The 22,998-nt window shown below is 61.6% G+C and carries 16 protein-coding genes and 1 tRNA gene; 6 read left to right on the top strand and 11 right to left on the bottom strand.

The window, feature by feature from the left end:
* Position 1 precedes the first annotated feature (1 nt).
* The 5 genes from topA to FHT75_RS22755 form a co-directional block, all read right to left on the bottom strand.
* Entirely contained in the window at positions 2 to 2,656 is a 2,655-nt protein-coding gene (topA, locus tag FHT75_RS22735; RefSeq protein ID WP_047616568.1) for a type I DNA topoisomerase, read from the bottom strand.
* 236 nt (positions 2,657 to 2,892) lie between these two features.
* On the bottom strand, positions 2,893 to 4,035 hold the full coding sequence (dprA, locus tag FHT75_RS22740; protein ID WP_097543039.1) for a DNA-processing protein DprA: 1,143 nt from the start codon (positions 4,033 to 4,035) through the stop codon (positions 2,893 to 2,895).
* Positions 4,035 to 4,655: a glycerol-3-phosphate 1-O-acyltransferase PlsY gene (plsY, locus tag FHT75_RS22745; RefSeq protein ID WP_132574746.1), complete on the bottom strand. Its 621-nt coding sequence runs from the start codon at positions 4,653 to 4,655 to the stop codon at positions 4,035 to 4,037. The genes dprA and plsY overlap by 1 nt, the downstream gene beginning before the upstream one ends.
* Positions 4,656 to 4,700: 45 nt before the next feature.
* Complete coding sequence (locus FHT75_RS22750; protein ID WP_132574748.1) at positions 4,701 to 5,990, bottom strand: dihydroorotase; 1,290 nt, start codon at positions 5,988 to 5,990, stop codon at positions 4,701 to 4,703.
* Complete coding sequence (locus tag FHT75_RS22755; RefSeq protein WP_007626148.1) at positions 5,987 to 6,943, bottom strand: aspartate carbamoyltransferase catalytic subunit; 957 nt, start codon at positions 6,941 to 6,943, stop codon at positions 5,987 to 5,989. Before FHT75_RS22755 ends, FHT75_RS22750 begins: the two co-directional genes overlap by 4 nt.
* Before the next feature lie 179 nt (positions 6,944 to 7,122).
* On the opposite strand from FHT75_RS22755, the gene FHT75_RS22760 reads away from it, so the two are divergent.
* The gene (locus FHT75_RS22760; protein WP_048338643.1) at positions 7,123 to 8,781 is read left to right on the top strand and encodes an acyl-CoA dehydrogenase family protein; all 1,659 of its coding nucleotides are present in this window, start codon (positions 7,123 to 7,125) and stop codon (positions 8,779 to 8,781) included.
* A 191-nt stretch (positions 8,782 to 8,972) separates the two neighbouring features.
* Here FHT75_RS22760 and FHT75_RS22765 read toward each other — a convergent pair whose 3' ends face one another.
* A complete protein-coding gene (locus tag FHT75_RS22765) occupies positions 8,973 to 11,849 on the bottom strand; it encodes a ribonuclease E/G (protein WP_132574750.1) in 2,877 nt (958 codons plus the stop codon).
* A 622-nt stretch (positions 11,850 to 12,471) separates the two neighbouring features.
* Here FHT75_RS22765 and FHT75_RS22770 point away from each other — a divergent pair.
* The 3 genes from FHT75_RS22770 (at position 12,472) to prfB (ending at position 17,840) form a co-directional block, all read left to right on the top strand.
* On the top strand, positions 12,472 to 13,728 hold the full coding sequence (locus FHT75_RS22770; protein ID WP_097595136.1) for an N-acetylmuramoyl-L-alanine amidase: 1,257 nt from the start codon (positions 12,472 to 12,474) through the stop codon (positions 13,726 to 13,728).
* A gap of 362 nt (positions 13,729 to 14,090) precedes the next feature.
* Entirely contained in the window at positions 14,091 to 16,550 is a 2,460-nt protein-coding gene (locus FHT75_RS22775; RefSeq protein WP_132574752.1) for a penicillin-binding protein 1A, read from the top strand.
* Between the two features lie 158 nt (positions 16,551 to 16,708).
* Positions 16,709 to 17,840, top strand: a protein-coding gene (gene prfB, locus FHT75_RS22780; RefSeq protein ID WP_164735935.1) for a peptide chain release factor 2 whose coding sequence is annotated in 2 segments (ribosomal slippage) — positions 16,709 to 16,777 and positions 16,779 to 17,840 — 1,131 coding nt in all. Because the reading frame shifts where the segments join, the coding sequence is not laid out codon by codon here.
* Positions 17,841 to 17,894: 54 nt separating this feature from the next.
* Here prfB and FHT75_RS22785 read toward each other — a convergent pair.
* Genes FHT75_RS22785 through FHT75_RS22795 form a run of 3 tightly spaced genes read right to left on the bottom strand, consistent with a single transcriptional unit; the run spans position 17,895 to position 20,236 of the window.
* Complete coding sequence (locus FHT75_RS22785; protein WP_063474326.1) at positions 17,895 to 18,914, bottom strand: alpha/beta hydrolase family protein; 1,020 nt, start codon at positions 18,912 to 18,914, stop codon at positions 17,895 to 17,897.
* A gap of 34 nt (positions 18,915 to 18,948) precedes the next feature.
* The gene (locus FHT75_RS22790) at positions 18,949 to 19,458 is read right to left on the bottom strand and encodes a hypothetical protein (RefSeq protein ID WP_063474327.1); all 510 of its coding nucleotides are present in this window, start codon (positions 19,456 to 19,458) and stop codon (positions 18,949 to 18,951) included.
* Positions 19,459 to 19,462: 4 nt separating this feature from the next.
* Positions 19,463 to 20,236, bottom strand: coding sequence for an NAD kinase (locus FHT75_RS22795; RefSeq protein ID WP_047616590.1), 774 nt, complete (start codon positions 20,234 to 20,236; stop codon positions 19,463 to 19,465).
* Positions 20,237 to 20,393: 157 nt separating this feature from the next.
* On the opposite strand from FHT75_RS22795, the gene FHT75_RS22800 reads away from it, so the two are divergent.
* Positions 20,394 to 20,469: transfer RNA gene (locus FHT75_RS22800), tRNA-Thr, on the top strand.
* A gap of 105 nt (positions 20,470 to 20,574) precedes the next feature.
* Here the strand turns inward: FHT75_RS22800 and FHT75_RS22805 are convergent.
* On the bottom strand, positions 20,575 to 22,257 hold the full coding sequence (locus FHT75_RS22805) for a hypothetical protein (RefSeq protein ID WP_183845207.1): 1,683 nt from the start codon (positions 22,255 to 22,257) through the stop codon (positions 20,575 to 20,577).
* A 155-nt stretch (positions 22,258 to 22,412) separates the two neighbouring features.
* Between FHT75_RS22805 and FHT75_RS22810 the strand changes: the two genes are divergently transcribed.
* On the top strand, positions 22,413 to 22,679 hold the full coding sequence (locus tag FHT75_RS22810; protein WP_183845206.1) for a hypothetical protein: 267 nt from the start codon (positions 22,413 to 22,415) through the stop codon (positions 22,677 to 22,679).
* Here FHT75_RS22810 and FHT75_RS22815 read toward each other — a convergent pair.
* Positions 22,676 to 22,921 (bottom strand): hypothetical protein, encoded by a 246-nt coding sequence (locus FHT75_RS22815; RefSeq protein ID WP_183845205.1) that lies wholly within the window; start codon positions 22,919 to 22,921, stop codon positions 22,676 to 22,678. The genes FHT75_RS22810 and FHT75_RS22815 overlap by 4 nt on opposite strands.
* Positions 22,922 to 22,998: the final 77 nt, after the last annotated feature.

Genomic DNA, 22,998 nt, shown 5'->3' on the forward strand with positions numbered 1-22,998 from the left:
GTCAGCCCTTTTTCGATTTCGCCGGCGCTTTCGCCTTCGTTGCCTTCGGCTTGGCCGCCGTCTTGGTGGTCTTGGCTTCGGCGGCCGCCGCCTTCGGCTTGGCCTTCGCCTTTGCCGTCTTGCCTGCAGGCGCCTTGCCGGCCTTTTCGGTGATCAGCGCGAGCGCTTCCTCGACGGTGATCGCCTGCGGGTCCTTGCCCTTCGGCAATGTCGCATTGACCTTGCCCCAATTGACGTAAGGTCCGTACTTGCCGTCGCGAACGGTGATGGGGCCGCCATCAGGATGATCGCCGAGCGTCTTCAGCGCCGCCGGTGTCCCGCGCGAACCCCGGCCCGGCGCCTGGTTCGCCTTTTCGGCGATAACAGTCACGGCGCGGTTGAGGCCGACCGAGAACACGTCCTCGACGGTTTCCAGATTGGCATAGGAACCGTCATGCAGCAGGAACGGCCCGTAGCGACCGATGCCGGATGAGATCATCTTGCCCGTTTCGGGGTGTTTGCCGATATCGCGCGGCAGCGAGATCAACGCCATCGCCTTTTCATAGTCGATATCCTCGGGCTTCCATCCCTTCGGCAGCGAGGCGCGTTTGGCTTCCTTGCCGTCGCCGCGCTGTATGTAGGGGCCGAAGCGGCCGGACCGCAGCGTCAGCTCCTCGCCGGTCGTCGGATCGGTGCCGAGGTTCTTCGGCTCGTTAAGGGCAGCACCGTCCGCCTCTCCGCCGTTTTCGGAGGAGAGCTGGCGGGTGTAGTTGCAATCCGGATAATTCGAGCAGCCGACGAAGGCGCCGTATTTGCCGAGCTTCAGCGACAGGTTGCCGGTGCCGCAGACCTGGCAGATCCGGGGATCGCTGCCATCCTCCCGCTTCGGGAAGACGAGCGGCGCCAGCGCCTCGTTCAGCGAATCGAGCACGTTGGTGACGCGCAGTTCCTTGGTGTCCTCGATCTGGGCGAAGAAATCCTTCCAGAAGTCGCGCAGCACCTGCTTCCAGTTCAGCTCGCCGGCGGAAATCCGGTCGAGCTTCTCTTCGAGATCGGCGGTGAAGTCGTATTCGACATATTTGGTGAAGAAGCTTTCGAGGAAAGCGGTCACCAGCCGGCCCTTGGCCTGCGGGATCAGCTTGCGCTTGTCGATCGTCACATAGTCGCGGTCGCGCAAGGTTGCCAGCGTCGCGGCATAGGTGGAGGGGCGGCCGATGCCGAGTTCTTCCATCTTCTTGATCAGCGAGGCTTCCGAATAGCGCGGCGGCGGCTCGGTGAAATGCTGCGTCGAGTTGATCTTCTGCTTGGCGAGCGTCTCGCGTGCATTGATCTCCGGCAGGCGGCCATCCTCGTCGCCGTCGTCACTCTGCTCGCCATCCTCCTTCTGGTCGGTATAGGCGGCGATGAAACCGTCGAAGCGGATGACCGAACCGACGGCGCGCAGCCCGGCCTTCTCGCCCTTGTTGTCGGCGGTGATTTCAGCCGTCGTGCGCTCGATTTCGGCCGACGCCATCTGGCTGGCGATGCCGCGCTTCCAGATCAGGTCGTAGAGGCGGATCTGATCGGCATCGAGGAATTTGCGCACGCGGTCGGGCGAGCGGTAGAAATCGGTCGGACGGATCGCCTCGTGCGCCTCCTGGGCGTTCTTGGCCTTGGTGGAGTAGAAGCGCGCCTTCTCGGGCATATAGCGCTCGCCGAACTGGTCGACGATGGCACGGCGCGCCGCATCGATCGCCTCGGGCGCCATCTGCACGCCGTCGGTACGCATATAGGTGATGAGACCGACCGTCTCGCCGCCGATATCGACGCCTTCATAGAGCTTCTGGGCGATCTGCATGGTGCGCGAGGCGGAAAAGCCGAGATTGGAGGAGGCGGCCTGCTGCAGGGTCGAGGTCGTAAACGGCGGTCCGGGATTGCGCTTGACCGGTTTCGCTTCGACCGAGTCGACGATATAGCTTGCGCCTTCGAGCAATGCCTTGAGCTTGCCGGCATCCTCGCCGTTGCCGATCGCGCGCGGTTGCAGCCGTTTGCCGTTCGCTGAAACCAGCCTGGCCTCGAACTCGTCACCGCGCGGTGTCTTCAGAAGGGCTGAGATGTTCCAGTATTCTTCCGAAATGAAGCGTTCGATCTCGGATTCACGGTCGCAGACCAGGCGAAGCGCCACCGACTGGACGCGGCCGGCCGACCGGGCGCCGGGCAGCTTGCGCCAGAGCACCGGCGAAAGATTGAAGCCGACCAGATAGTCGAGCGCGCGCCGCGCCAGATAGGCGTCGACGAGCGGCACGTCGATGTCGCGCGGATCGGCCATCGCGTCGAGCACCGCCTTCTTGGTGATGGCGTTGAAGACGACGCGTTTGACCGGCTTGCCGTTCAGCACGCGCTTCTTGTTCAGCATATCGAGAACGTGCCAGGAAATCGCTTCGCCTTCGCGATCCGGGTCGGTCGCGAGAAAAAGGCCGTCGGAGGATTTCACCGCATCGGCAATATCCTTCATCCGCTTTGCGGAGGCGCTATCGACCTCCCAAAGCATTTCGAAATCCTGATCAGGAAGAACTGAGCCGTCCTTGGCAGGCAGATCGCGCACATGGCCGAAGGAGGCGAGCACTTTGTATCCCGGACCCAGATACTTGTTGATCGTCTTGGCCTTGGCAGGCGATTCCACCACTACAACATTCATGATGATTCTCTAAAAAGGAAACGACGCCAGCGTTGAAGCCAGCGCGACACACACCGAAAGATGGATCCCGGCCCTCCGACATGGACAGGGAAATCGCCGCGGTCAAGGGGTTTGCTACAATTTTAGTTCTTGCATCCGGTGCAGCCGAAGGGAGTTTATCGGGGAAATGCAATCTTAGATAGGTTGTCGAAGGTTTTCGACACAGGGGGCGGCAATTCTGCGATATCGTGCAAAGTTCAATCGGAAAGCGAGACGAACCCGCCCTGATGCCGCTGCAGCCTGCCCGATATATCGAGTTCCAGAAGGATGAGATAGACCGCGGATGCCGACAGACCGGTATGGCGGATGACGTCGTCGATCTCGACCGGCGTCGGCCCGAGCGCATCGATGACGCGGGTTCGGTCGGGATCGCCGGGTGGCACCGAAATTGCCTTGCCCTCACGCGCCGGTTCCTCTGCCATCGATGACGGGAACAGGTCGAATTGCGCAAGCGGCGCCAAAGCCTCGACGACATCGACGGGGGCGGTGACGATCGATGCACCGTCCTTCAGCAGGCCGTTGGTGCCATGGCAGCGCGGATCGAGGGGGGAGCCGGGCACGGCAAACACCAGGCGACCGAACTCGCCGGCAAGCCGCGCCGTGATCAGCGAGCCCGAACGTGTCGCTGCTTCGATGACGACGAGGCCGAGCGCAATGCCGGCGATCAGCCGGTTCCGGCGCGGAAAGTCGCGGGCGCGGGGCTCCCAGCCGAAGGGCATCTCGCTGACCGCCAGGCCGTTGCCGCCGGTGATCTCTTCGAGCAAGCCGATATTCTCCGGCGGGTAGGGCTGGTCGAGACCCCCCGCAAGGGCGGCGATGGTGCCTGTCTCGAGGCTCGCACGGTGGGCTGATGTGTCGATGCCGCGCGCCAGCCCCGAGACCACGGTATAACCCGCCCTGCCGCAGTCGCGCGCCACCATCGCCGCGAATTTCGCGCCTGCGACCGAGGCGTTGCGTGAGCCGACAATGCCGACGGCCGGTCGTTTGGCGGCGGCAAGCGCGCCTTTGACGGCGAGAAGCGGCGGTGCGCCGTCGATCTGTTTCAGTGCCTGCGGATAGTCCGGCTCACCGATGCCCACGAAGCGGGCGCCGAAACGATGCGCTGCCTCCAGTTCCCGATGTGCTTCGGCCTCGCTGGCGATGCGGATTGCCCGCGTGGCGCCGCCGCGCGCCGAAAGCTCCGGCAATGCGGCAAGCGCTGCCTCGGCCGAACCGAAATGATTGATGAGGTCGCGAAAGGTGGCGGGGCCGATATTGTCGGAACGGATGAGGCGCAGCCAGGCAATTCTCTGCCGTTCGGTCAGCACGACGCCTTTTGGTCCCGCGCTCAGCGCATCCATTATCCCTTTGCCCCGATCTTGCTTTCCGTCCCGCCCATCAGCCGCGAGATATTCGCCTTGTGCTTCCAGTAGGAAATCAGGGTCATGATCGCCATCACTGCCGCAACCTTTTCGTTGCCCAGGATCCACAGCGCCACCGGGATGACAAGCATGGCGACCAGTGCCGACAGCGAGGAGTAGCGGGTGGTGAAGGCGACGGCCAGCCAGACGGCGGCGAAGAGCACGACCATGATCGGCGCGACGCCGAGCAGGGTGCCGATATAGGTGGCGACACCCTTGCCGCCCTTGAAGCCGATCCAGACCGGGAAGAGATGACCAATGAAGGCGAAGAAGCCGGCGATGATCGCCGCCTCCTCACCGAGGAAATAACCGACGACCCAGGCCGCCGCCGATGCCTTCAGCGCATCGAGCAGCAGCGTCGCCGCAGCGAGCTTGCGGTTTCCTGTTCTGAGCACATTGGTCGCGCCGATATTGCCGGAGCCGATGCTGCGCACGTCGCCGAGGCCGGCCGCACGCGTCAGGATCAGGCCGAAAGGAATGGAGCCGAAGAGATATCCGATGATGGCTGCGGCAAGCGCGATCGGCAGGGTGATCTGCCATGACAAGAGATTGGATAACATATGCCCCCTCGGCCCTCCGTGGCCTATCCTCGGTCCAGCCGTCTCCTAAATTGCGTGGACAAGCTTTCCCGAGACGTATGTCGCGACCGCCCGTCCGCTGAAGCGCGCATCCTCGAACGGCGTATTCTTCGAACGGGAGAGAAGCATGTCTTTGGCGACAAGCCAAGGCTCATCGAGATCGATCAGCGCGATATCGGCCGCCGCACCCGGCTTCAGCGTGCCGGCGGCGAGGCCGAAAATCTCGGCGGGGCGGGTCGACATGGCGTCGATCAGGCGCATCAGGCTCACCTGGCCGCCATGGTAAAGCCTCAGCGCCGCCGCCAGCATGGTTTCGAGCCCGATCGCGCCGTCCTCCGCCTCGGCGAAGGGCAGGCGCTTCGTATCGACGTCCTGCGGGTCATGCGAGGAGACGATGATGTCGATCGCGCCGCTGGCAAGGGCCTCGACCATCGCCACCCGGTCGTCTTCCGGTCGCAGCGGCGGATAGAGCTTGAAGAAGGTGCGGTATTCGCCGATGTCGTTTTCGTTGAGCGCCAGATTGTTGATCGAGATGCCTGAGGTCACCTTGGCGCCGCGGCTGCGGGCGCGTTCAATCGCCTCGACCGATTCCGGCACCGAGATCATCGCGGCATGATAACGTCCACGCGTCAGCGCAGCGATCCTGAGATCGCGTTCAAGCGGAATGAGTTCGGCTTCCCTGGGAATGCCGGAGAGCCCGAGCCAGCTGGCGAAAAGCCCCTCATGCATGACGCCGTTGGCGCCGAGATATTTGTCACGCGTCTCGCAGGAAATGACGGCGCCGAATTCGCGCGCATAGGTCATGATCCGGCGCAGCACCTGCGTGTCGTGGACGCTGGAATGGGCATCGGTGAAGGCGACGGCGCCGGCCTGCATCAACAGGCCGATCTCGGTCATTTCCTCGCCGGCAAGGCCCTTGGTGATGGCGGCTGCCGGATAGACATTGACGGCGGCCGTATCCCGCGCCGTCTTCTTGACGAATTCGACGAGCGCGATGTCGTCGATGACGGGATCGGTGTCCGGCATCATGATGATCGAGGTGACGCCCCCGGCGGCCGCCGCCCGGCTCGCCGAAGCGATCGTCTCACGATGCTCGCCGCCGGGTTCGCCGATATGGACGCGCGCATCGACGAGGCCGGGCGTCGCCACAAGGCCCGTGCAGTCGCGGATGACGGCGCCATCAGGCGCGCCCTGATTCTGCGCCGCATGGCCGGCGGCGATGATCACGCCGTTTTCGGCGATGATCGTTCCGACTTCGTCGAGGTTGCGCGAGGGATCGACGATGCGGACGTTCTTGAGGACGATCGGGTTGCTCATGCCATCATTCCATCGCTGCGGGGACCCTGGTTCTGCGAGACGAGCAGCGTCTCCATGACCGCCATGCGCACCGCCACCCCCATCTCCACCTGTTCGGCGATCACACTCTGCGGCCCGTCCGCCACCTCGGAAGCGATCTCGACGCCGCGGTTCATCGGGCCGGGATGCATGACCAGCGCATCCTCCTTGGCGGCTTTCAGCGTTTCGGCGTCGAGCCCGTAGAAGTGATAATATTCGCGCACCGAAGGCACGAAGGCGCCGGACATGCGCTCGCGCTGCAGCCGCAGCATCATCACGACGTCGGCGTCCTTCAGCCCTTCCTTCATCGAATGGAAGACCTCGACGCCCATCTCGGCGATGCCGGCGGGCAGGAGGGTTGCAGGTGCGACGACACGGACGCGGGCGCCCATCGCGTTGAGCAATAGGATGTTGGAGCGCGCCACCCGCGAATGCAGCACGTCGCCGCAGATTGCCACGATGATGCGCGACAGCTTGCCCTTGGCGCGACGGATCGTCAGCGCGTCGAGCAGCGCCTGGGTCGGATGTTCGTGCTGCCCGTCGCCGGCATTGACGACCGAGCAGGAGACCTTCTGGGCGAGAAGAGCGGCGGCACCGGCGCTCGAATGGCGGATCACCAGCACGTCGGGGCGCATGGCATTCAGCGTCATCGCCGTGTCGATCAGCGTTTCGCCTTTCTTCACCGAGGAATTGCCGACCGACATGTTCATGACGTCGGCCCCGAGCCTCTTACCGGCAAGCTCGAAGGAGGCCTGCGTGCGGGTCGATGCCTCGAAGAAGAGATTGATCTGCGTCAGCCCGCGCAGCGTCGACGTCTTCTTTTCTCTCTGGCGGCTGATCTTGACGGCCTCATCCGCCTTGTCGAGAAGATAGGTGATATCCTGCTCGGTGAGGCCCTTGATGCCGATGAGGTGGCGGTGGGGGAAAAAGACCATGACCCTGCCTCTTGCTGTCTCTGGCGGGTCTATAAAGAGTGCTGCCCGCCGGGGCAAGCATGCGCTGTGGGCAAAGGCTTATGTCCCCATGCATTTTCGCCCGAATTCCGATAGAGCAGAATGAACCGAATCATAACTTCCGGTTTCCCTTTGCCGGGTTCTTACACTAGAAGCGAATTATGACCTCCGCCAACCGGACTGACGACAAACTCGCAGAACTCAACCAGCCGAGCCTGTGGTCCGGCATCAACGCCTATCGATCCGATCCGCTGATCGTCGACCTGACGGCGGCCCTGCCGCGCGGCATCCGCGAAGACCTGGAAAATATGGGCCGCTACGTCACCTCGCCGGAGGCGCAGGAACTGGCGCGCATGGCCAACCAGGGCGCGCCGCAGCTGCGCACCCATGGTCCGCGCGGTGAGCGCCTCGACGTCGTCGAGTTCCATCCCGCCTGGCACGCGCTGATGCGCCGTTCCATGTCGGTCGGGCTGCATTCCTCCGTCTGGGACCCGCAGGCCGATACCGAGGCCAAGGATGAGGCGCATAAGGTTCGCGCCGCGCGGTTTTATCTGACGTCACAGCTGGAATCCGGCCATCTCTGCCCGCTGACAATGACCAGCGCCTCGGTTGCGGCGCTGTCGGCTTCGCCCGCTGTCCAAAAGGACTGGGCGCCAAAGATCCTCTCGCGCAAATATGATTCGTCGAACAAGCCCGCCATGCAGAAATCCGCCGTGACCATCGGCATGGGCATGACGGAAAAGCAGGGCGGCACGGATGTGCGCGCCAACAGGAGCGCTGCCGAAAAGGTCAGCGAGGGTATCTACCGGCTGTCCGGCCACAAATGGTTCATGTCCGCGCCGATGAGCGATGCCTTCATCATGCTGGCGCAGACGAAGGAGGGCATGGGTTGCTTTCTCGTGCCGCGCCTTCTGGAAGATGGTTCCGCCAACGGGTTGCAGTTCCAGCGGTTGAAGGACAAGGTCGGCAACCGCTCCAACGCCTCTTCCGAGGTCGAGTTTACAGACACATTCGGTTTCCTGCTCGGCGGTCCGGATGCCGGCATCCGCACCATCCTCGATATGGTGACGCTGACCAGGCTCGACTGTGCGCTGGCCTCATCGGGCATCATGCGCGCCTCGCTTGCCGAAGCCGTGCATCACACCCGCGGCCGCAGCGTCTTCGGTAAGATGCTGGTCAACCAGCCGATCATGACGCGCGTGCTCGCCGACATGGCGCTCGATGTCGCCGCCGCGACGGCGCTGTCCTTCCGTCTTGCCGACGCCTTCGACAAGGCGCGCGGCAATGCCGAGGAGGCGGCCTATGCCCGCGTCATGACGCCGGTCGCCAAATACTGGTGCTGCAAGATCGCGCCGGCGCTGATCTACGAGGCGATGGAATGCATCGGCGGCAACGGCTACATCGAAGATCGCCCGATCGCCCGCCATTACCGCGAGGCGCCCGTCAACGCCATCTGGGAAGGCTCCGGCAACGTCATGGCGCTCGACGTGCTGCGTGTGCTCAACCGTGGCAAGGATCTGTTCGAAACCGTCTTCGCCGGCCTTGCCCGCGATCTCGGCCCTGCCGGCAAGAAGACGATCGACGTGTTGCGCGCCGCAATCGCGCTGTGTGAACAGGACGAGGGCGCCGCGCGCCTGCTGGTCGAGCAACTGGCGCTGGCTGCCGGTGCCGCCGAACTCTATCGGCTGGGCGCCGGGCGCATTGCCGATGCCTTCATCGAGACGCGCCTTGCCGGCGGCTGGCGCTCCACTTACGGCATGCTCGATTCCCGTTTCGACGCCAGCTACATCGTCGACTTGCTCTATCCGCCGGCGGCCTGATCGCTACCGGGGATGATGGTCGCTCTTCGCCGGCGTCGAGCCGAGCGATAGTGAAGCGCTCTATGCCGTCTCGCTTGCGGTACACAGTGGCAAAGTGCCGCCCATTTCTACTCCCCACGCTATCGCCATAAACGAAAATCCGGCCGCGTCGCCGCGGCCGGATTTCAGTGTTTACGTCCGAAAATCAGCGTTCAGAAGAAGCCACGGCGCTGCCACCAGCCGGCTTTCTTCGGCTTGCCGTCATCGCCGTCGCCATTCTCGACGCGGGTGGTGGATTTCACCGTCGGCTCGGAGGAGGAGATATTGGATTCGCGGTTGGCGCGAACCGGCTTTGCCTCTTCCTGGACTGATGTTTCGAGATCGGCGGAGGCTTCCACCAACTCCGGTTCTGCCTCGACCACAGGTGCGGTCTCCGCCACCGGTTCCTCGACCGGCGCTGCCGCCGGTTTGCGGCGGCCGCGGCTGCGGGCGGGCTTCACATCTTCGGTGATGACCACTGCGCTCTCGACGGCTGCCATCGCGGGCTGAGCTTCGTCAGCCTGCTCGGCAATCGCCTCGACAGCTACGGCTTCACCAGGAGCGCCGTCGTTCGAAACGTCGTCACCTTCGTCCTCGTCGCCGCCATTGTCTTCACCGGCTTCGCCGGCCGTCAGCTCGGAGCCATCCTCGGCGCGATTGCGGCGACCGCCACGCTTGCCGCGACGGCGGCGCTTGCGGCGCTGCGATTCCTCGCTTTCAGCGCGCGTCTCGGGTGTGGCTTCGGTGTTTTCATCACCTTCGCCGCCCTCGTCGTCGCCATCCTCATCCTCGTCACCGGCTTCGCCTGCTGCCGATACCGGCTGCTCGGCATTGCCGTTGCGGCCGCGGCGGCGCCTGCGGCGCTTGCGCTTGCGGTTACTGTCACCTTCGCCTTCCGAGCGCGCTGCTGCGGGGCGTTCGGCAGCGGCCGGCTTTTCCTCGAGTTCTTCGTCTTCCTCTTCATCCACTTCGATGACGATATCGTCGTCGTCATCCTCGGGAATGGCTGCGAAGTTGAAGAGTGTTTCGATCTTGACCGGGTTTTCCACGGCTTCGCCGCGATCGATCGCGAAATGCTGCGCACCGACCGAACCGTCCGCGTCGATGACGATCGCGACGCCGAAACGGCTTTCGTAATCGATGATCGTCTGGCGCTTGTGGTTGAGCAAATAGAGCGCGATGTCAGGCGTGGTGCGCACGGTGATGTTGTGCGTGGTGTTCTTCAGCAGATATTCCTCGATGCCGCGCAGCACATGCAGCGCGACGGAGGACTGCGAACGCACATGGCCGGTGCCGCCGCAATGCGAGCACACCTGCGTGGTCGATTCGAGAACCGAAGCGCGGATGCGCTGGCGCGACATTTCGAGCAGGCCGAAATGCGAGATCCGGCCGACCTGGATGCGGGCGCGGTCGTTCTTCAGGCATTCCTTCAGCTTCTTCTCGACGGCGCGGTTGTTGCGCTTTTCTTCCATGTCGATGAAGTCGATGACGATCAGGCCGGCAAGGTCGCGCAGGCGAAGCTGGCGGGCGATTTCTTCCGCGGCTTCGAGGTTCGTCTGCAGCGCGGTATCCTCGATTGAGTGTTCGCGCGTCGAGCGGCCGGAGTTGACGTCGATCGAAACCAGCGCTTCCGTCTGGTTCATGATCAGGTAGCCGCCGGAACGCAGGGTCACCTGCGGCTGCAGCATGCGGTCGAGCTGGGCTTCGATGCCCGAGCGCGAGAAGATCGGGTGGATGTCGCGATAGGGCTGAACCACCTTGGCGTGGCTCGGCATCAGCATCTTCATGAAGTCTTTCGCTTCACGATAGCCTTCTTCGCCGGCAACGATGATCTCGCTGATGTCCTTGTTGTAGAGGTCGCGGATCGAGCGCTTGATCAGCGAGCCTTCCTCATAGACGAGGCAGGGAGCGGTGGACGCCAGCGTCAGCGTGCGTACGTTCTCCCACAGGCGCATCAGATATTCGAAGTCGCGCTTGACCTCGACCTTGGTGCGGTTGGCGCCGGCGGTGCGAAGAATGACGCCCATGCCCTGCGGTACCTCGAGCATGCGCGCGATTTCCTTCAGGCGCTTGCGGTCGGCAGGGTTGGTGATCTTGCGGGAAATGCCGCCGCCGCGCGCCGTGTTCGGCATCAAGACGGAATAGCGGCCGGCGAGCGAGAGATAGGTGGTAAGGGCTGCACCCTTGTTGCCGCGCTCTTCCTTGGCGACCTGCACGAGCAGGATCTGGCGGCGCTTGATGACTTCCTGGATGCGGTACTGCTTGCGCGGCTTGCGCTGCACGCGGTCCGGCACTTCTTCCATCGCGTCTTCGGCGCCGACGGATTCGATGACTTCCTCTTCGCCGTGATCGTCATCGTCGTCATCATCATCGTGGCGACGCTTGCTGGTATCGACGTCCTCGGAAATCTCGTCGGTTTCCACCATGGCGGCCATCGCGCCGCCGGTCGAGCCGTCATCCTCGTTGTCGACGGTCGAAGCGCCTTCGGCTTCGACGTCTGTGGGAACGGCGTCCTCGGTCGCGGTCGTTTCGGCGACCGGTTCGGTCACCTTCTTGCGGCTGCGGCGCGGCCTTGCCTTCTTGGCCGGCGCTTCGTCTGCGGCCTCGGGCGATGCCGCGGCCTCTGCCGCTGTCGTCTCTTCCGTTACGGCAGCCGCTTCCGGCGCCTTTGCCGGAACGATGCCGACATCCGGCTGATCCTGCTTGGAAAGATCGACCATCGGCGCGGTTTCGACATGCTCGACATCTTCGTCGCGGCGATGCTCCTCGGCTTCGGCACGAAGCAGTGCCTGACGATCGGCAAGCGGTATCTGGTAATAGTCGGGATGGATTTCGGCGAAGGCCAGGAAGCCGTGCCGGTTGCCGCCGTAATCGACGAAGGCGGCTTGCAGCGAGGGCTCGACCCTCGTTACCTTTGCAAGATAGATGTTGCCGCGGATCTGCTTCTTGTGCTGGGACTCGAAGTCAAATTCTTCTATGCGGTTCCCGCGAACGACAACGACGCGCGTCTCTTCCTCGTGAGACGCATCGATAAGCATTTTGTCTGCCATGTAAGCTGTGCTCCTCGGCGTGGCCGCGAGAGCGCATTCCCGACTGCTGTTGAAACAGAAAGAATGCGGTCCACTGTAGCCGCGCCGGATAATGAAAGTCGCGCCTGATGCGAGGGGGAGGGCAGCAGCCAGACAGCAGCCGGAACCATTTCGGTCCGGGGCCTGTACACTTCAGATAAAACCTGCTGCGAAACCATCAACAACCAAGCGTGATCGACAAATACGAAGACCCGTTCGGGTCCGATGAGTTTGCTCCCTGAGAGCGTGGTGGCTGATCCACCAATGAATTCCGACAATAAGCCGGAAAATCAGGATCCAGTTCTAGGGATGAAGCGCATGAGACGGCGGACGATGACCGATGTGGCGCCAGGTCCTGATCTGGCTGGCAGCCTTTGCGGCGACTCTATCCCGTCAACACTTTACCCTGAAATTCGTTGTATGTTTTCTGTGTCACAATAGCAAGGGAAAAGCCAAATGTGCCATAATATTGATGGATTTCGTAACGCATAGAAGCTGGGGATAAAGTGATCGCGATTCGGCAGGCTAACGGGTGTTTCGTCACAGGGACGTTCGCTGCAGCCGCGTCGGGTTCATGGCAATTCAAATAGGGTGTGGCGGTTTATTGTATAAGAGGGCTCGGATCGCGGCGAAATCCGCAGCGCGGCGATCGACATTCGCAAGGCGGGTTCTGACGGCAACGCTTCTGGCCGCCAGCCTCCTGGCCGTTGCCGGCTCCGTCGAAGCCGGAGATCCGCTGCTTGCTTATGGTGCGCGCATCGTCGGCGACGACGCCAGGACCCGCATCGTCATCGACTTCGATCGCGAACCGCGCTTCTCCGTCCACTATATCGCCAATCCGGAACGCATCGTCGTCGACCTGCCGGCCACCGCCTTCGGCTTTCCGGCGAAGGATCTTGCCGCGCGCGGCCTGTTCAAGGACATCCGTTACGGCAAGATGGATGAGGAAAGCGCCCGCATCGTGCTGACGACGGCAAGGCCGGTGAAGCTGGCGCTCGCCAAAGTGCAGGCCGACGAGGCAGGCAAGGGGCATCGCCTCGTGCTCGATGCCGAGATGATCGACAAGCAGGCCTTTGCCGAGCTGGTGAAGACCCAATCCTGGAATGATCAAACTGAGGCGGACCAGACGACCAGCGCCATTCCGGCGCCTGAGAAAGCCGCTCCCGGCGATTTCGTCATCGCCGTCGACGCCGGCCATGGCGGCATCGATACCGGTGCGATCGGCGTGGACACCAAGACCGAGGAAAAGCAGGTAACGCTCGCCTTCGCCAAGGCGCTGACCGACCGGCTGAACAAGGAACCGGGCATCAAGGCCTTCCTGACGCGCGAGGATGACGAGTTCCTGTCGCTTTCGCAGCGCGTGCTGATCGCCCGCCAGAACCATGCCGGCCTGTTCATTTCGCTGCATGCCGACACGCTGAAGCAGAAGGATATCCGCGGCGCGACCGTCTACACGATCTCCGACAAGGCATCCGACAAGCTCGCCGCCGACCTTGCCGAACGTGAAAACCTTTCCGACCAGATCGCCGGCAAGGAGACGGTCGCCGAGCCGCCCGAGGTCGCAGACATCCTGCTCGATCTGACCCGGCGCGAGACCCAGGCCTTTTCGATCTCGCTGGCCGAGAGCGTGCTGAATTCCTTCAAGGATCAGGTCGGCACCATCAACAATCCGCACCGTCACGCCGGCTTTCGCGTGTTGCAGGCCCCTGACGTGCCGTCGATCCTTCTCGAGCTCGGCTTCCTCTCGAATGCCGATGATGAGAAACTGCTGCTCGACGAGACCTGGCGCGACAAGATCGCCGGTCTCTTGACCGACGCAGTGAAGCGATACCGCGCCGCCGTCATGGCGAATGGCGGCTAATCCATGCCGCGCAAAGATCTGTAGCGGGTTGCGGCATGCTGACATGCATAAAAAACAAAGACTTAAAGCGCGGCACATGAATCAAGTTCTGAGCAAGATGCCTCAGATTGGCGGCGGCGACGGCGTTGCTTGGATGTGACAGTTCTAATGAAACGCTGCCGCAGCGGTGAATGCGGCGGGCAGAGCCCTATTTTGCTCACATTCGCGCCGTTACTCCGGCTTATGTTTCGTAGGCCTGAGGCGCGGAATCGGCTTGTGGCGGTAACGCTCATGGAGTAAGCCGCGCAACGTGCAAATTGCCTTGATCCATGCAATCGTTGCGTCTGCGCCGATTGAAGATCGAAAAGACCGGTAGCTGAAATATGGTTAGACTTTTTGGATATTTCTTCGGAATGGCCTGCGTCCTGTTTCTGGTCGCGGCGGCGGGTGTTGCCATCTATATCACCAATGTCGCCAGGGATCTGCCGGACTATGCCGTTCTGAACAGCTACGCGCCGCCGGTGACCACCCGCGTTCATGCCGGCAACGGCGCCCTGATGGCCGAATACGCCAAGGAAAAGCGTCTTTTCCTGCCGATCCAGGCCATTCCCGACCGCGTGAAGGCCGCTTTCCTGTCGGCCGAAGATAAGAATTTCTACAATCACCCGGGCGTCGATCTTACCGGTCTCGGCCGCGCAATCCTCGTCAACCTGCAGAATTTCGGCTCCGGCCGCCGTCCGGTCGGGGCCTCCACCATTACCCAGCAGGTCGCCAAGAACTTCCTTTTGAGCTCGGACCAGACGATCGACCGCAAGATCAAGGAAGCGATCCTCTCCTTCCGCATCGAGCAGGCCTACAGCAAGGACAAGATCCTCGAACTCTACCTGAACGAGATTTTCTTCGGCCTGAATTCCTACGGCATCGCCGGCGCAGCACTCACCTATTTCAACAAATCCGTCACCGAACTGACCGTCGCCGAGGCAGCCTACCTGGCCTCGCTGCCGAAGGGGCCCGCCAATTATCATCCTTTCCGCCACCCGGAAGCTGCGCTCGAGCGCCGCAACTGGGTGATCGACCGCATGGTCGAGAACGGCTATGTCAGCCAGAGCGACGGTGAGGAAGCCAAGAAGCAGCCGCTCGGCGTCACCGCCCGCACGACCGGCCCGTCGCTCTTTGCATCGGATTATTTCGCCGAAGCCGTGCGTCGCCAGCTGATCGACCAATATGGCGAAAAGGTTCTCTATGAGGGTGGCCTTTCAGTGCGCACGTCGCTCGATCCGCAGATGCAGCTCGCTGCCCGCAAGGCGCTGCAGGACGGTCTGGTCACCTATGACGAGCGCCGAGGTTTCCACGGCCCCCTCAAGCAGATCGATGCGAGCGGTGACTGGGGCAAGGCGCTTGCCGATATCCCCGCACTGTCCGACGTGCCGGAATGGCGGCTTGCCGTCGTGCTCGCCGTGTCCGACAGCAATGTCGACATCGGCCTGCAGCCGGCCAAGGATGGAAGCGGCAAGGTCGCGGCTGAGCGTCAACGCGGCACGATCGAGGCCAAGAACATGCAGTGGGCCTTCCGTTCGGCCGACGGCGCCCGCAAGACCGCGAAGTCGCCGGTCGGCGTCCTGGCCCCCGGCGACGTCGTTTATGTCGCAAAGCTCGGCGACGACGCCTCGACCTCCTACCGCCTGCAGCAGCCGCCGAAGGTGCAGGGCGGCCTGGTCGCCATGGACCCGAAGACCGGCCGCGTGCTGGCCATGGTCGGCGGCTTCTCCTACTCGCAGTCCGAATTCAACCGCGCCACCCAGGCGATGCGCCAGCCGGGCTCCTCGTTCAAGCCCTTCGTCTATGCGGCGGCGATGGACAATGGTTATACGCCGGCCTCCGTCATCATGGATGCGCCGATCGAGATCGTGTCGGGCGGCCAGGTCTGGAAGCCGGAAAACTACGGCGGCGAAGTCGGCGGGCCCTCGACGCTGCGCTCGGGCATCGAGCATTCGCGCAACCTGATGACGGTGCGCCTCGCCAACGATCTCGGCATGAACATCGTCGCCGAATATGCAGAGCGCTTCGGCATCTACGATCACATGCTGCCGGTTCTCTCCATGTCGCTCGGCGCCGGCGACACGACGGTGCTGCGCATGGTCTCGGCCTATTCGGTCATCGCCAATGGCGGCAAGCAGATCAAGCCGACATTGATCGACCGTATTCAGGACCGCTATGGCAAGACGATCTTCAAGCATGAGGAGCGTCTGTGCGAGGGCTGCAATGCCGGTGACTGGCAAAACCAGGAAGAGCCGAATGTCGTCGACAATCGCGAAACCGTTCTCGACCCGATGACCGCCTACCAGATCACCTCGATGATGCAGGGCGTCATCCAGCGCGGCACCGCCGCCGGCAAGATCGACCTCGGCGGCCGCGACGTCGCCGGCAAGACCGGCACCACCAACGACGAGAAGGATGCCTGGTTCGTCGGCTTCACGCCGGATCTGGTTGCCGGCCTCTATATGGGCTTCGATACGCCGGCCCCGCTCGGCCGCGGCGGCACCGGCGGCGGTCTCTCCGCCCCGATCTTCAACGAATTCATGCAGGCCGCCGTCAAGGATACGCCGGAATCCAAATTCGTCATCCCGCCCGGCATGAACCTGATCCCGATCGACCGCAAGACCGGCATGGCGGCCGCGGACGGCGATCCGAACACCATTGTCGAGGCTTTCAAGCCCGGCACCGGCCCGGCCGACAGCTTCTCCGTCATCGGCATGGACAGCACCATGGCGCCGGAGGAGATCCTGAAGACCTCGCCGCAGGCCAACCAAGCCGTCCAGACCGGAACGCCCGGCCTGTTCTGACCGTCGCCGAATTTTGGAACGCTTGCCGCGGCCCTTTACATCCGCGGCGGGCGTCTCTAGAGCATTTCCAGCAAAAGTGCGCAGCGGTTTTGCGTCCGGAATTGCGTGAAACAAAGACGTAAACCAGCACTTGAAGAGACCGAGCAGAGAAGCGGAAAATGCGAGCGGAAATCGAAAACGTAGTCGATGAAACCAAGCAGGCTATCACCCTGCTGAGGAGGCATCTTTGACTGGGACCAGGCGATAAGACGACTGGACTGGTTGAACAACAAGGCAGAGGATCCGAACCTCTGGAACGATGCACAGGAAGCGCAGAAGCTGATGCGCGAGCGCCAGCAGCTCGATGACGGCATCAACGGCGTCAAGCAGCTCGAACAGCAGCTGAACGACAATATCGAGCTGATCGAGCTTGGCGAGGAAGAGGGCGACCAGGGCGTCGTCAAGGAAGCCGAGGACACGCTGAAGGCCTTGAAGGCCGAGGCCGCCCGCCGCCAGGTGGAGGCGATGCTCTCCGGCGAAGCCGATAGCAACGACACCTATCTCGAAGTCCATTCCGGCGCCGGCGGTACCGAAAGCCAGGACTGGGCCAACATGCTGTTGCGCATGTACACCCGCTGGGCCGAACGCCAGCGTTTCAAGGTCGAGCTTCTCGAAGTCCATGACGGCGAAGAAGCGGGCATCAAATCCGCGACCCTGCTCGTCAAGGGCCACAATGCCTATGGCTGGCTGAAGACGGAATCGGGCGTGCACCGGCTGGTGCGCATCTCGCCTTACGACAGCAATGCGCGCCGCCACACCTCATTCTCGTCGATCTGGGTCTATCCGGTTGTCGACGACTCGATCCAGATCGAGATCAACGAAAGCGACTGCCGCATCGATACCTATCGTTCGTCGGGCGCCGGCGGCCAGCACGTCAACACGACAGACTCGGCCGTGCGCATCACGCATATCCCGACCGGCATCGTCGTGCAGTGCCAGCAGGAGCGTTCGCAGCACAAGAACCGCGCCAAGGCCTGGGACATGCTGCGCGCCCGCATGTACGAAGCGGAACTGAAGAAGCGTGAGGACGCCGCCAACGCCGAAGCCGCCTCCAAGACGGATATCGGCTGGGGCCACCAGATCCGCTCCTACGTGCTGCAGCCCTACCAGTTGGTCAAGGACCTGCGCACCGGCGTCGCCAGCAGCGCCCCGGATGATGTGCTCGACGGCGATCTGAACGAGTTCATGGAAGCGGCCCTTGCCCACCGCATCAGCGGCGCCGCCGACGCGGTTGTCGAGGATGTCGACTGATAGGGTACACCAGAATCGAGACACGAAAGCCCCGGAGACGGGGCTTTTCTTTGTTCAGACCATGGCGCTGACGTCGCTGTCGTGAAACAGCGCGGCCGACAGATCGGCAATCTGGTCATGAATGGCGGCGCGTTCGATGCCCGGGGGATCGGTAAAGAGTTCTGCGGCAAAGGCGAGGCCGAGCGCCGTGCCCTCCGGCACGAAGACATAATGTCCAAGGCCGCCGCCGAAGATTCTAAGACGACTGCGTCGCAGCCGTGCATGCAGCCATGACGAACATTCCTCCGCCGGTGCCGCCGTGTCGGCATCGCCGACCAGGATAAGGGTGGGCGCATCGACGGCCTTCAGGCTTTCCTCGCTGAAACAGAGAACGGACCGGCCCGGCGCGCAGACGAGCGCGGCCTTGATTCTCTCGTCACGGTAGGACTGCGACACGCGCGACCATGAATCGCGAAACACATCGCTGGTGCGCAGCAATGTCGGGATATGGTCGGCCAGGTCGGGAAATTCCCTTGGTCCGCGCGAACCACCGGATTTCGTCCGGGACGGGTCAAACTGCGAGAACTGGGCGACAGCACCAAGCAGCAGCATCACGCTATAGGCTCCAGCCGAAAATCCGGCCGCAAACACGCGGGCCGTTTCGATATGGCCCGAGAGATCGCCGAGCCAGTCATCGCTATGGTCGAGCATGTAGCTGAGGTCGGGCGCCCGCTCCCAAAGGCAGGCAAAGCCTTCGGCGCGATAAGGCTCGATGCCGGTATTGCCGTGATGGCTGACGCCGAGCGCTGCAAACCCACGATCGACCAGGCGTCGCGCCAGCCACTCCAGCCCGGCCGCGGATCCGCCGGTGCCATGCGATAGCAGGACGAGGGGGCAGGGCCCGGTCGCCGGTCGGATGGGCGCATCGCGGGCAACAGTCGCCTTCTGAAACCAGCCTCTTTCCGTTATATCGCTGTCCCCGGCGTCATCGGCAGCCGGGTACCAGAGCGACCAGCTGATGGGCCTGGGGCCGGCTGCGTCCCAGTTCGGCCTTTTCTCGTCGTAGAGGACACCGTCGCGAAAGCCGAGTTTCATCGCTTGAATGCTTCTTTGAACAATTCCCAGCCGTTCAATTCGTCGACTTCTCCACGGTGATGTCGCCGAATTCGTCGATCAGCACGGTCCAGCTATCCGGCTCGGCGGCGGGATCGGTCTTCAGATAGATCGTGGCAAACAGCCCCGGCTCCTTGATGATGCCGTTCGAATTCTCCGGGCGTATATCGGTAACGTAAGGCTTCAGGTCGCTGATTTCCTGCAGTTCGATGGTCGAGGCGATCGCCGGGCCGGTCTCTGTCTGGGCAATCTGCTGCAGGTAGACCTTCGAGGTCCTGTCGGCCTGGCGGACGGCAAAGAGCTTGTAGTAGCCGTGGCGCTGGGTGGCCTTTCCCTCGGGGTTGGCGACGCTCTCGGCACCCATCGGCGCCCGCTCGACATCAGGTGCGTTGCCGTCATCCTCCCAATAGCCGGTGCTGGTCGCGAAAATCACCGATGCCGGCAGGATGGCATCCTGCGCCGGGGCGGCTGCGACCGACCATCCCAATAGGAAAATGGTGGTCGTCAATATCCCTCGCATGGCCATCGTCTCAATCCTTGAACTGCTCGGCGAGAATACGGTCGGACCAGGAGCGGTCGGGATCGGAGAGGATGCGCGCCGTCATATGCTCCGACTGGGCGATTCGGATATGCAGCACCGACTTGACCTCGGTATTGTCGGCCACGGCGTTCACCGGCCGCTTCTCCGGCTCGAGAATGTCGATATCGACGGTCACTTTGTTCGGAAGCAGCGCGCCCCTCCAGCGCCGCGGCCTGAACGCGCTGACCGGCGTCATCGCGAGCAGCGGCGCTTCGAGCGGCAGGATCGGGCCATGGGCGGAAAGATTATAGGCCGTCGATCCGGCCGGTGTCGCCACCATCAGCCCGTCGCAGATGAGTTCCTCCAGGCGGACGCGCCCATCTATCATGACCCGCAGATTCGCCGCCTGATAGGACTGGCGAAAAAGATAGACCTCGTTGATGGCCAGCGCCGTCGAGTTGGTGCCGTCGGCATTGGCCGTCGTCATCTGCAATGGCCGGAAGACGTTTTCGACGGCGAGGCAGATGCGTTCCTGAAGCTGTTCGGTGCGATAATCGTTCATCAGGAATCCGACCGAACCGCGATTCATGCCGTAAACCAGTTTGCCGGAGTTCATGGTGTGGTGCAGCGTCTGCAGCATGAAACCGTCGCCGCCAAGCGCGACGATGACGTCGGCTTCGTCAGCCGGCACGTCACCATAGAGGCGAATCAGCTCCTCGCGAGCGGCAAGCGCCTCCGTCGTTGGTGAGGCGAGAAAGGATAGCGTCTGAAATGAACGGCCCATGCAATGCCCTTTATGATGCTGTCCTAGCTAAAGGATAAAGGCCTTGTACGACAAGGACGTTTTCTGCCGCGAAGCGTTTTGAGCCGCAGCCGACCTGTTCGCGCAGGCACGGATTTCCCTTTACAGAATCATAGAATCTGCTAGTTGGGCAATTATTGCCCTTGTAGCTCAGTTGGTAGAGCACCTGATTTGTAATCAGGGGGTCCCGGGTTCGAACCCTGGCGGGGGCACCACATCTCTTCATAAATTCAATATCTTATTGTGCGTTCGCTTTGCGGCGATGGCGCGCCGCCGATTTCATGTCCGCGCAGTGTCCGCGCGATTTGTGGGTTTCAAGCCTAAAAGTCAGCGGTTTTTGGGATTGTGACTCCCCACGCCTTGGCTCGATGCTCGTTAATCCTAGATTCTTGAGCCAGCATAGTAAGCGCGTCGCGTGCCTTGCCAAGAATCGCCTTCATTGGCTCGCTGGCATTGGCAACGCGCGAATATTGGAAGACGCCGATCAAAATTGTGCGGAGTTCATCGCTTTCATAGGCTTTGAAGATCCGCACATATTCCTCAACCGGGGCCGAACTAAGCGCTGATAACGTCTCGTCGCTAAAGCCTTGATCATTAAGTTGCAGGAATATCTGATCAATATGCCGAGGCTCCTTCGTCGCCAGACGAGCTTGATCGAGCCGTTTTTCGACTTCCTCATCCAAAGCTTCATCCCGGAGGAAGATACGGGTTGTATCAAAGGCACCCTTGGCTCCGTCGTTGGCTGATATGTAGGCGTCGATCACACCTGACACCAGATCGTCCATTTGAAAGCTCCTAAGGAGCGACACCACACCGTGGAGATGTTCGGCAGATAAAAAGGCAGCCTCATCTTTAAGAGTTCGGGCTATCTCAACGACAACTTCTTCGCCCGACCTGAACGAATAATGCAACCGCCCCCAGGCACTTTGAAAGCGGGCGGTTGCTTCTTGTTGAAGAACCCTGTTGTTGAGTTCGGATGCGTGTAGGTCTATCCGCTCCTGAGTGAAGTACCCGTCTGCGATTCCGCCCATCAGCGCGAGATCCAAGTCATCAACGTGGGTGAATCCATACCCGTCCAGACGAACAGCCCATTTCATCTCCGCCGGCGACAATGCATTTTCAGCGTCGCTCACGGCGAGGCGCGAATGCCGTTTGAGGAAATCGAGAGTCGGAGCGATTTCAGGTTGATGATTCATCCAACCAAACAGGACAATCGATGCCACTACGTTTCTCAATACGTCAGCTTTGTAGGCGGCGAGGAGAGGCACAATCTGCATTACCGCGTGATGAATCTTTTCGATCACGCGGATATTGTCGATGCCAAGCTCAGCGGATCGTTCCCGGACCAACTGACTTATCTCATCGTCGCCGGTGATCGCAATGCTGGCGCTTTCTTGTGGCGTTGGAGCGAACAGGACATTGCGGTCCACGACCTTCTCCAGATAAGCGGTGAACTGTTGTTTGTCGGGGCCTTCCAGCGCCTCGTCATTTAGGAGCAGCGCGATCTTACATTCTCGTTCTTGTCTCAAATAAGAGATAAACCCGAGCACGTCGCCACTGCTAAGCTTCGAACCTTTTCGCTCAAGGTCGTCGATGCAGATGATCTGACTGCTCGTAAGCAGGCCAAGGGCGGAAACAATTGTTTCTGTGCGGCTTCCAAAAAGCCCTTGCATCGCGGTCAATATCGCTTTCTTAGCGCCTCGCTCGGTAGACCCAATGGCGTCATTCATCGTCGCAAAGCTCGTAATGTCGCCGATTCGCGCCCTGACAACCGTGTTCTGAAGAATTTGAGCCTTAAGTTCGCCGATGGAATTTAAACCAAATAACGAGGTGTAAGCATACTCCTTGAGCGCGACACCGTTTGGGATGTCGCGCTGCGCACGCGCTATCGCTTTCCAATTGTGCGTTTTTCCCGTGCCCCAATGGCCTCGAATGCACAAAACTTCGGGTTTTGGAGAAGCGAGGAAATCCTTGATTGCTGCCTTCGCACTCTCGACGGACATAGATCAACTTTCAGGATCAAAACTTGTGGATGTGGCACGAAGCTAATGACTACATGTGCAAATTGCCAGTGCCACAACCTCTCACGGCAATATTCAATACCCGTGATCATCAGTAAAATCGTCCCAAGTCAGTGAAACTTGAGGATCACAACAGCATGGGCATTCTTGCCGAACAGCTTAAGAGTCAAAAGGAAGCGCACGTTCCGCAGGGGATCGTTTCCGTAACCCCTTCCGACACGGTCAAGCTTGCCAAACCGATCCGTGCTTTCATGGTCACGGTGGCGGGGAACGTCTCGGTTCTTATGGCGGACGGTTCTTCGGGTATCTATTCGGGTTGCATGCCCGGCAGCCAGTACACGGGCAAGATTCTCCAGATCAATCTGACGGGCACGAGTGCAACGGGTATCAAGGGGCTGATCTAGCCGATCTGCCTGATCACTTCGTCGCGAAGCCAAGCGCGATAAGATTCCGCAATTGTCTGCCGCACCCTCGCCGCACCGCGCCGTCGCGCATTCTCTTCCGCGACAATCGATTGCCCGGTGTCCTCGCCGATACCAAATCGTTGGCAAAGGTCGACCAGTTCATAACCCGTGTCCCAAAGCTCAAAAAGCTTTCGCCGTTGCGCCGGGGAAATCTGATCTTCTGCACGTTGTCTTTTCGGCATTCTGACTCTCATAAGCTGAAAACGGCACCGCCCGAAGACGCTGTAGGTTCATCTTCGGGCGGATCAATCGCGGCGAC

Source organism: Rhizobium sp. BK112, from assembly GCF_014193215.1.
GTDB classification, from domain to species: Bacteria; Pseudomonadota; Alphaproteobacteria; order Rhizobiales; family Rhizobiaceae; genus Rhizobium; species Rhizobium anhuiense.

What these genes read in the sequence shown, in the direction of transcription:
- dprA (WP_097543039.1), bottom strand. Translation starts at nt 4,035, where the DNA reads ATGGATGCGCTGAGCGCGGGACCAAAAGGCGTCGTGCTGACCGAACGG.
- FHT75_RS22785 (WP_063474326.1), bottom strand. Translation starts at nt 18,914, where the DNA reads ATGAAACTCGGCTTTCGCGACGGTGTCCTCTACGACGAGAAAAGGCCG.
- FHT75_RS22760 (WP_048338643.1), top strand. Translation starts at nt 7,123, where the DNA reads ATGACCTCCGCCAACCGGACTGACGACAAACTCGCAGAACTCAACCAG.
- FHT75_RS22775 (WP_132574752.1), top strand. Translation starts at nt 14,091, where the DNA reads ATGGTTAGACTTTTTGGATATTTCTTCGGAATGGCCTGCGTCCTGTTT.
- FHT75_RS22755 (WP_007626148.1), bottom strand. Translation starts at nt 6,943, where the DNA reads ATGGTCTTTTTCCCCCACCGCCACCTCATCGGCATCAAGGGCCTCACC.
- FHT75_RS22805 (WP_183845207.1), bottom strand. Translation starts at nt 22,257, where the DNA reads ATGTCCGTCGAGAGTGCGAAGGCAGCAATCAAGGATTTCCTCGCTTCT.
- FHT75_RS22790 (WP_063474327.1), bottom strand. Translation starts at nt 19,458, where the DNA reads ATGGCCATGCGAGGGATATTGACGACCACCATTTTCCTATTGGGATGG.
- FHT75_RS22810 (WP_183845206.1), top strand. Translation starts at nt 22,413, where the DNA reads ATGGGCATTCTTGCCGAACAGCTTAAGAGTCAAAAGGAAGCGCACGTT.
- FHT75_RS22750 (WP_132574748.1), bottom strand. Translation starts at nt 5,990, where the DNA reads ATGAGCAACCCGATCGTCCTCAAGAACGTCCGCATCGTCGATCCCTCG.
- topA (WP_047616568.1), bottom strand. Translation starts at nt 2,656, where the DNA reads ATGAATGTTGTAGTGGTGGAATCGCCTGCCAAGGCCAAGACGATCAAC.
- FHT75_RS22795 (WP_047616590.1), bottom strand. Translation starts at nt 20,236, where the DNA reads ATGGGCCGTTCATTTCAGACGCTATCCTTTCTCGCCTCACCAACGACG.
- FHT75_RS22815 (WP_183845205.1), bottom strand. Translation starts at nt 22,921, where the DNA reads ATGCCGAAAAGACAACGTGCAGAAGATCAGATTTCCCCGGCGCAACGG.
- FHT75_RS22765 (WP_132574750.1), bottom strand. Translation starts at nt 11,849, where the DNA reads ATGGCAGACAAAATGCTTATCGATGCGTCTCACGAGGAAGAGACGCGC.
- plsY (WP_132574746.1), bottom strand. Translation starts at nt 4,655, where the DNA reads ATGTTATCCAATCTCTTGTCATGGCAGATCACCCTGCCGATCGCGCTT.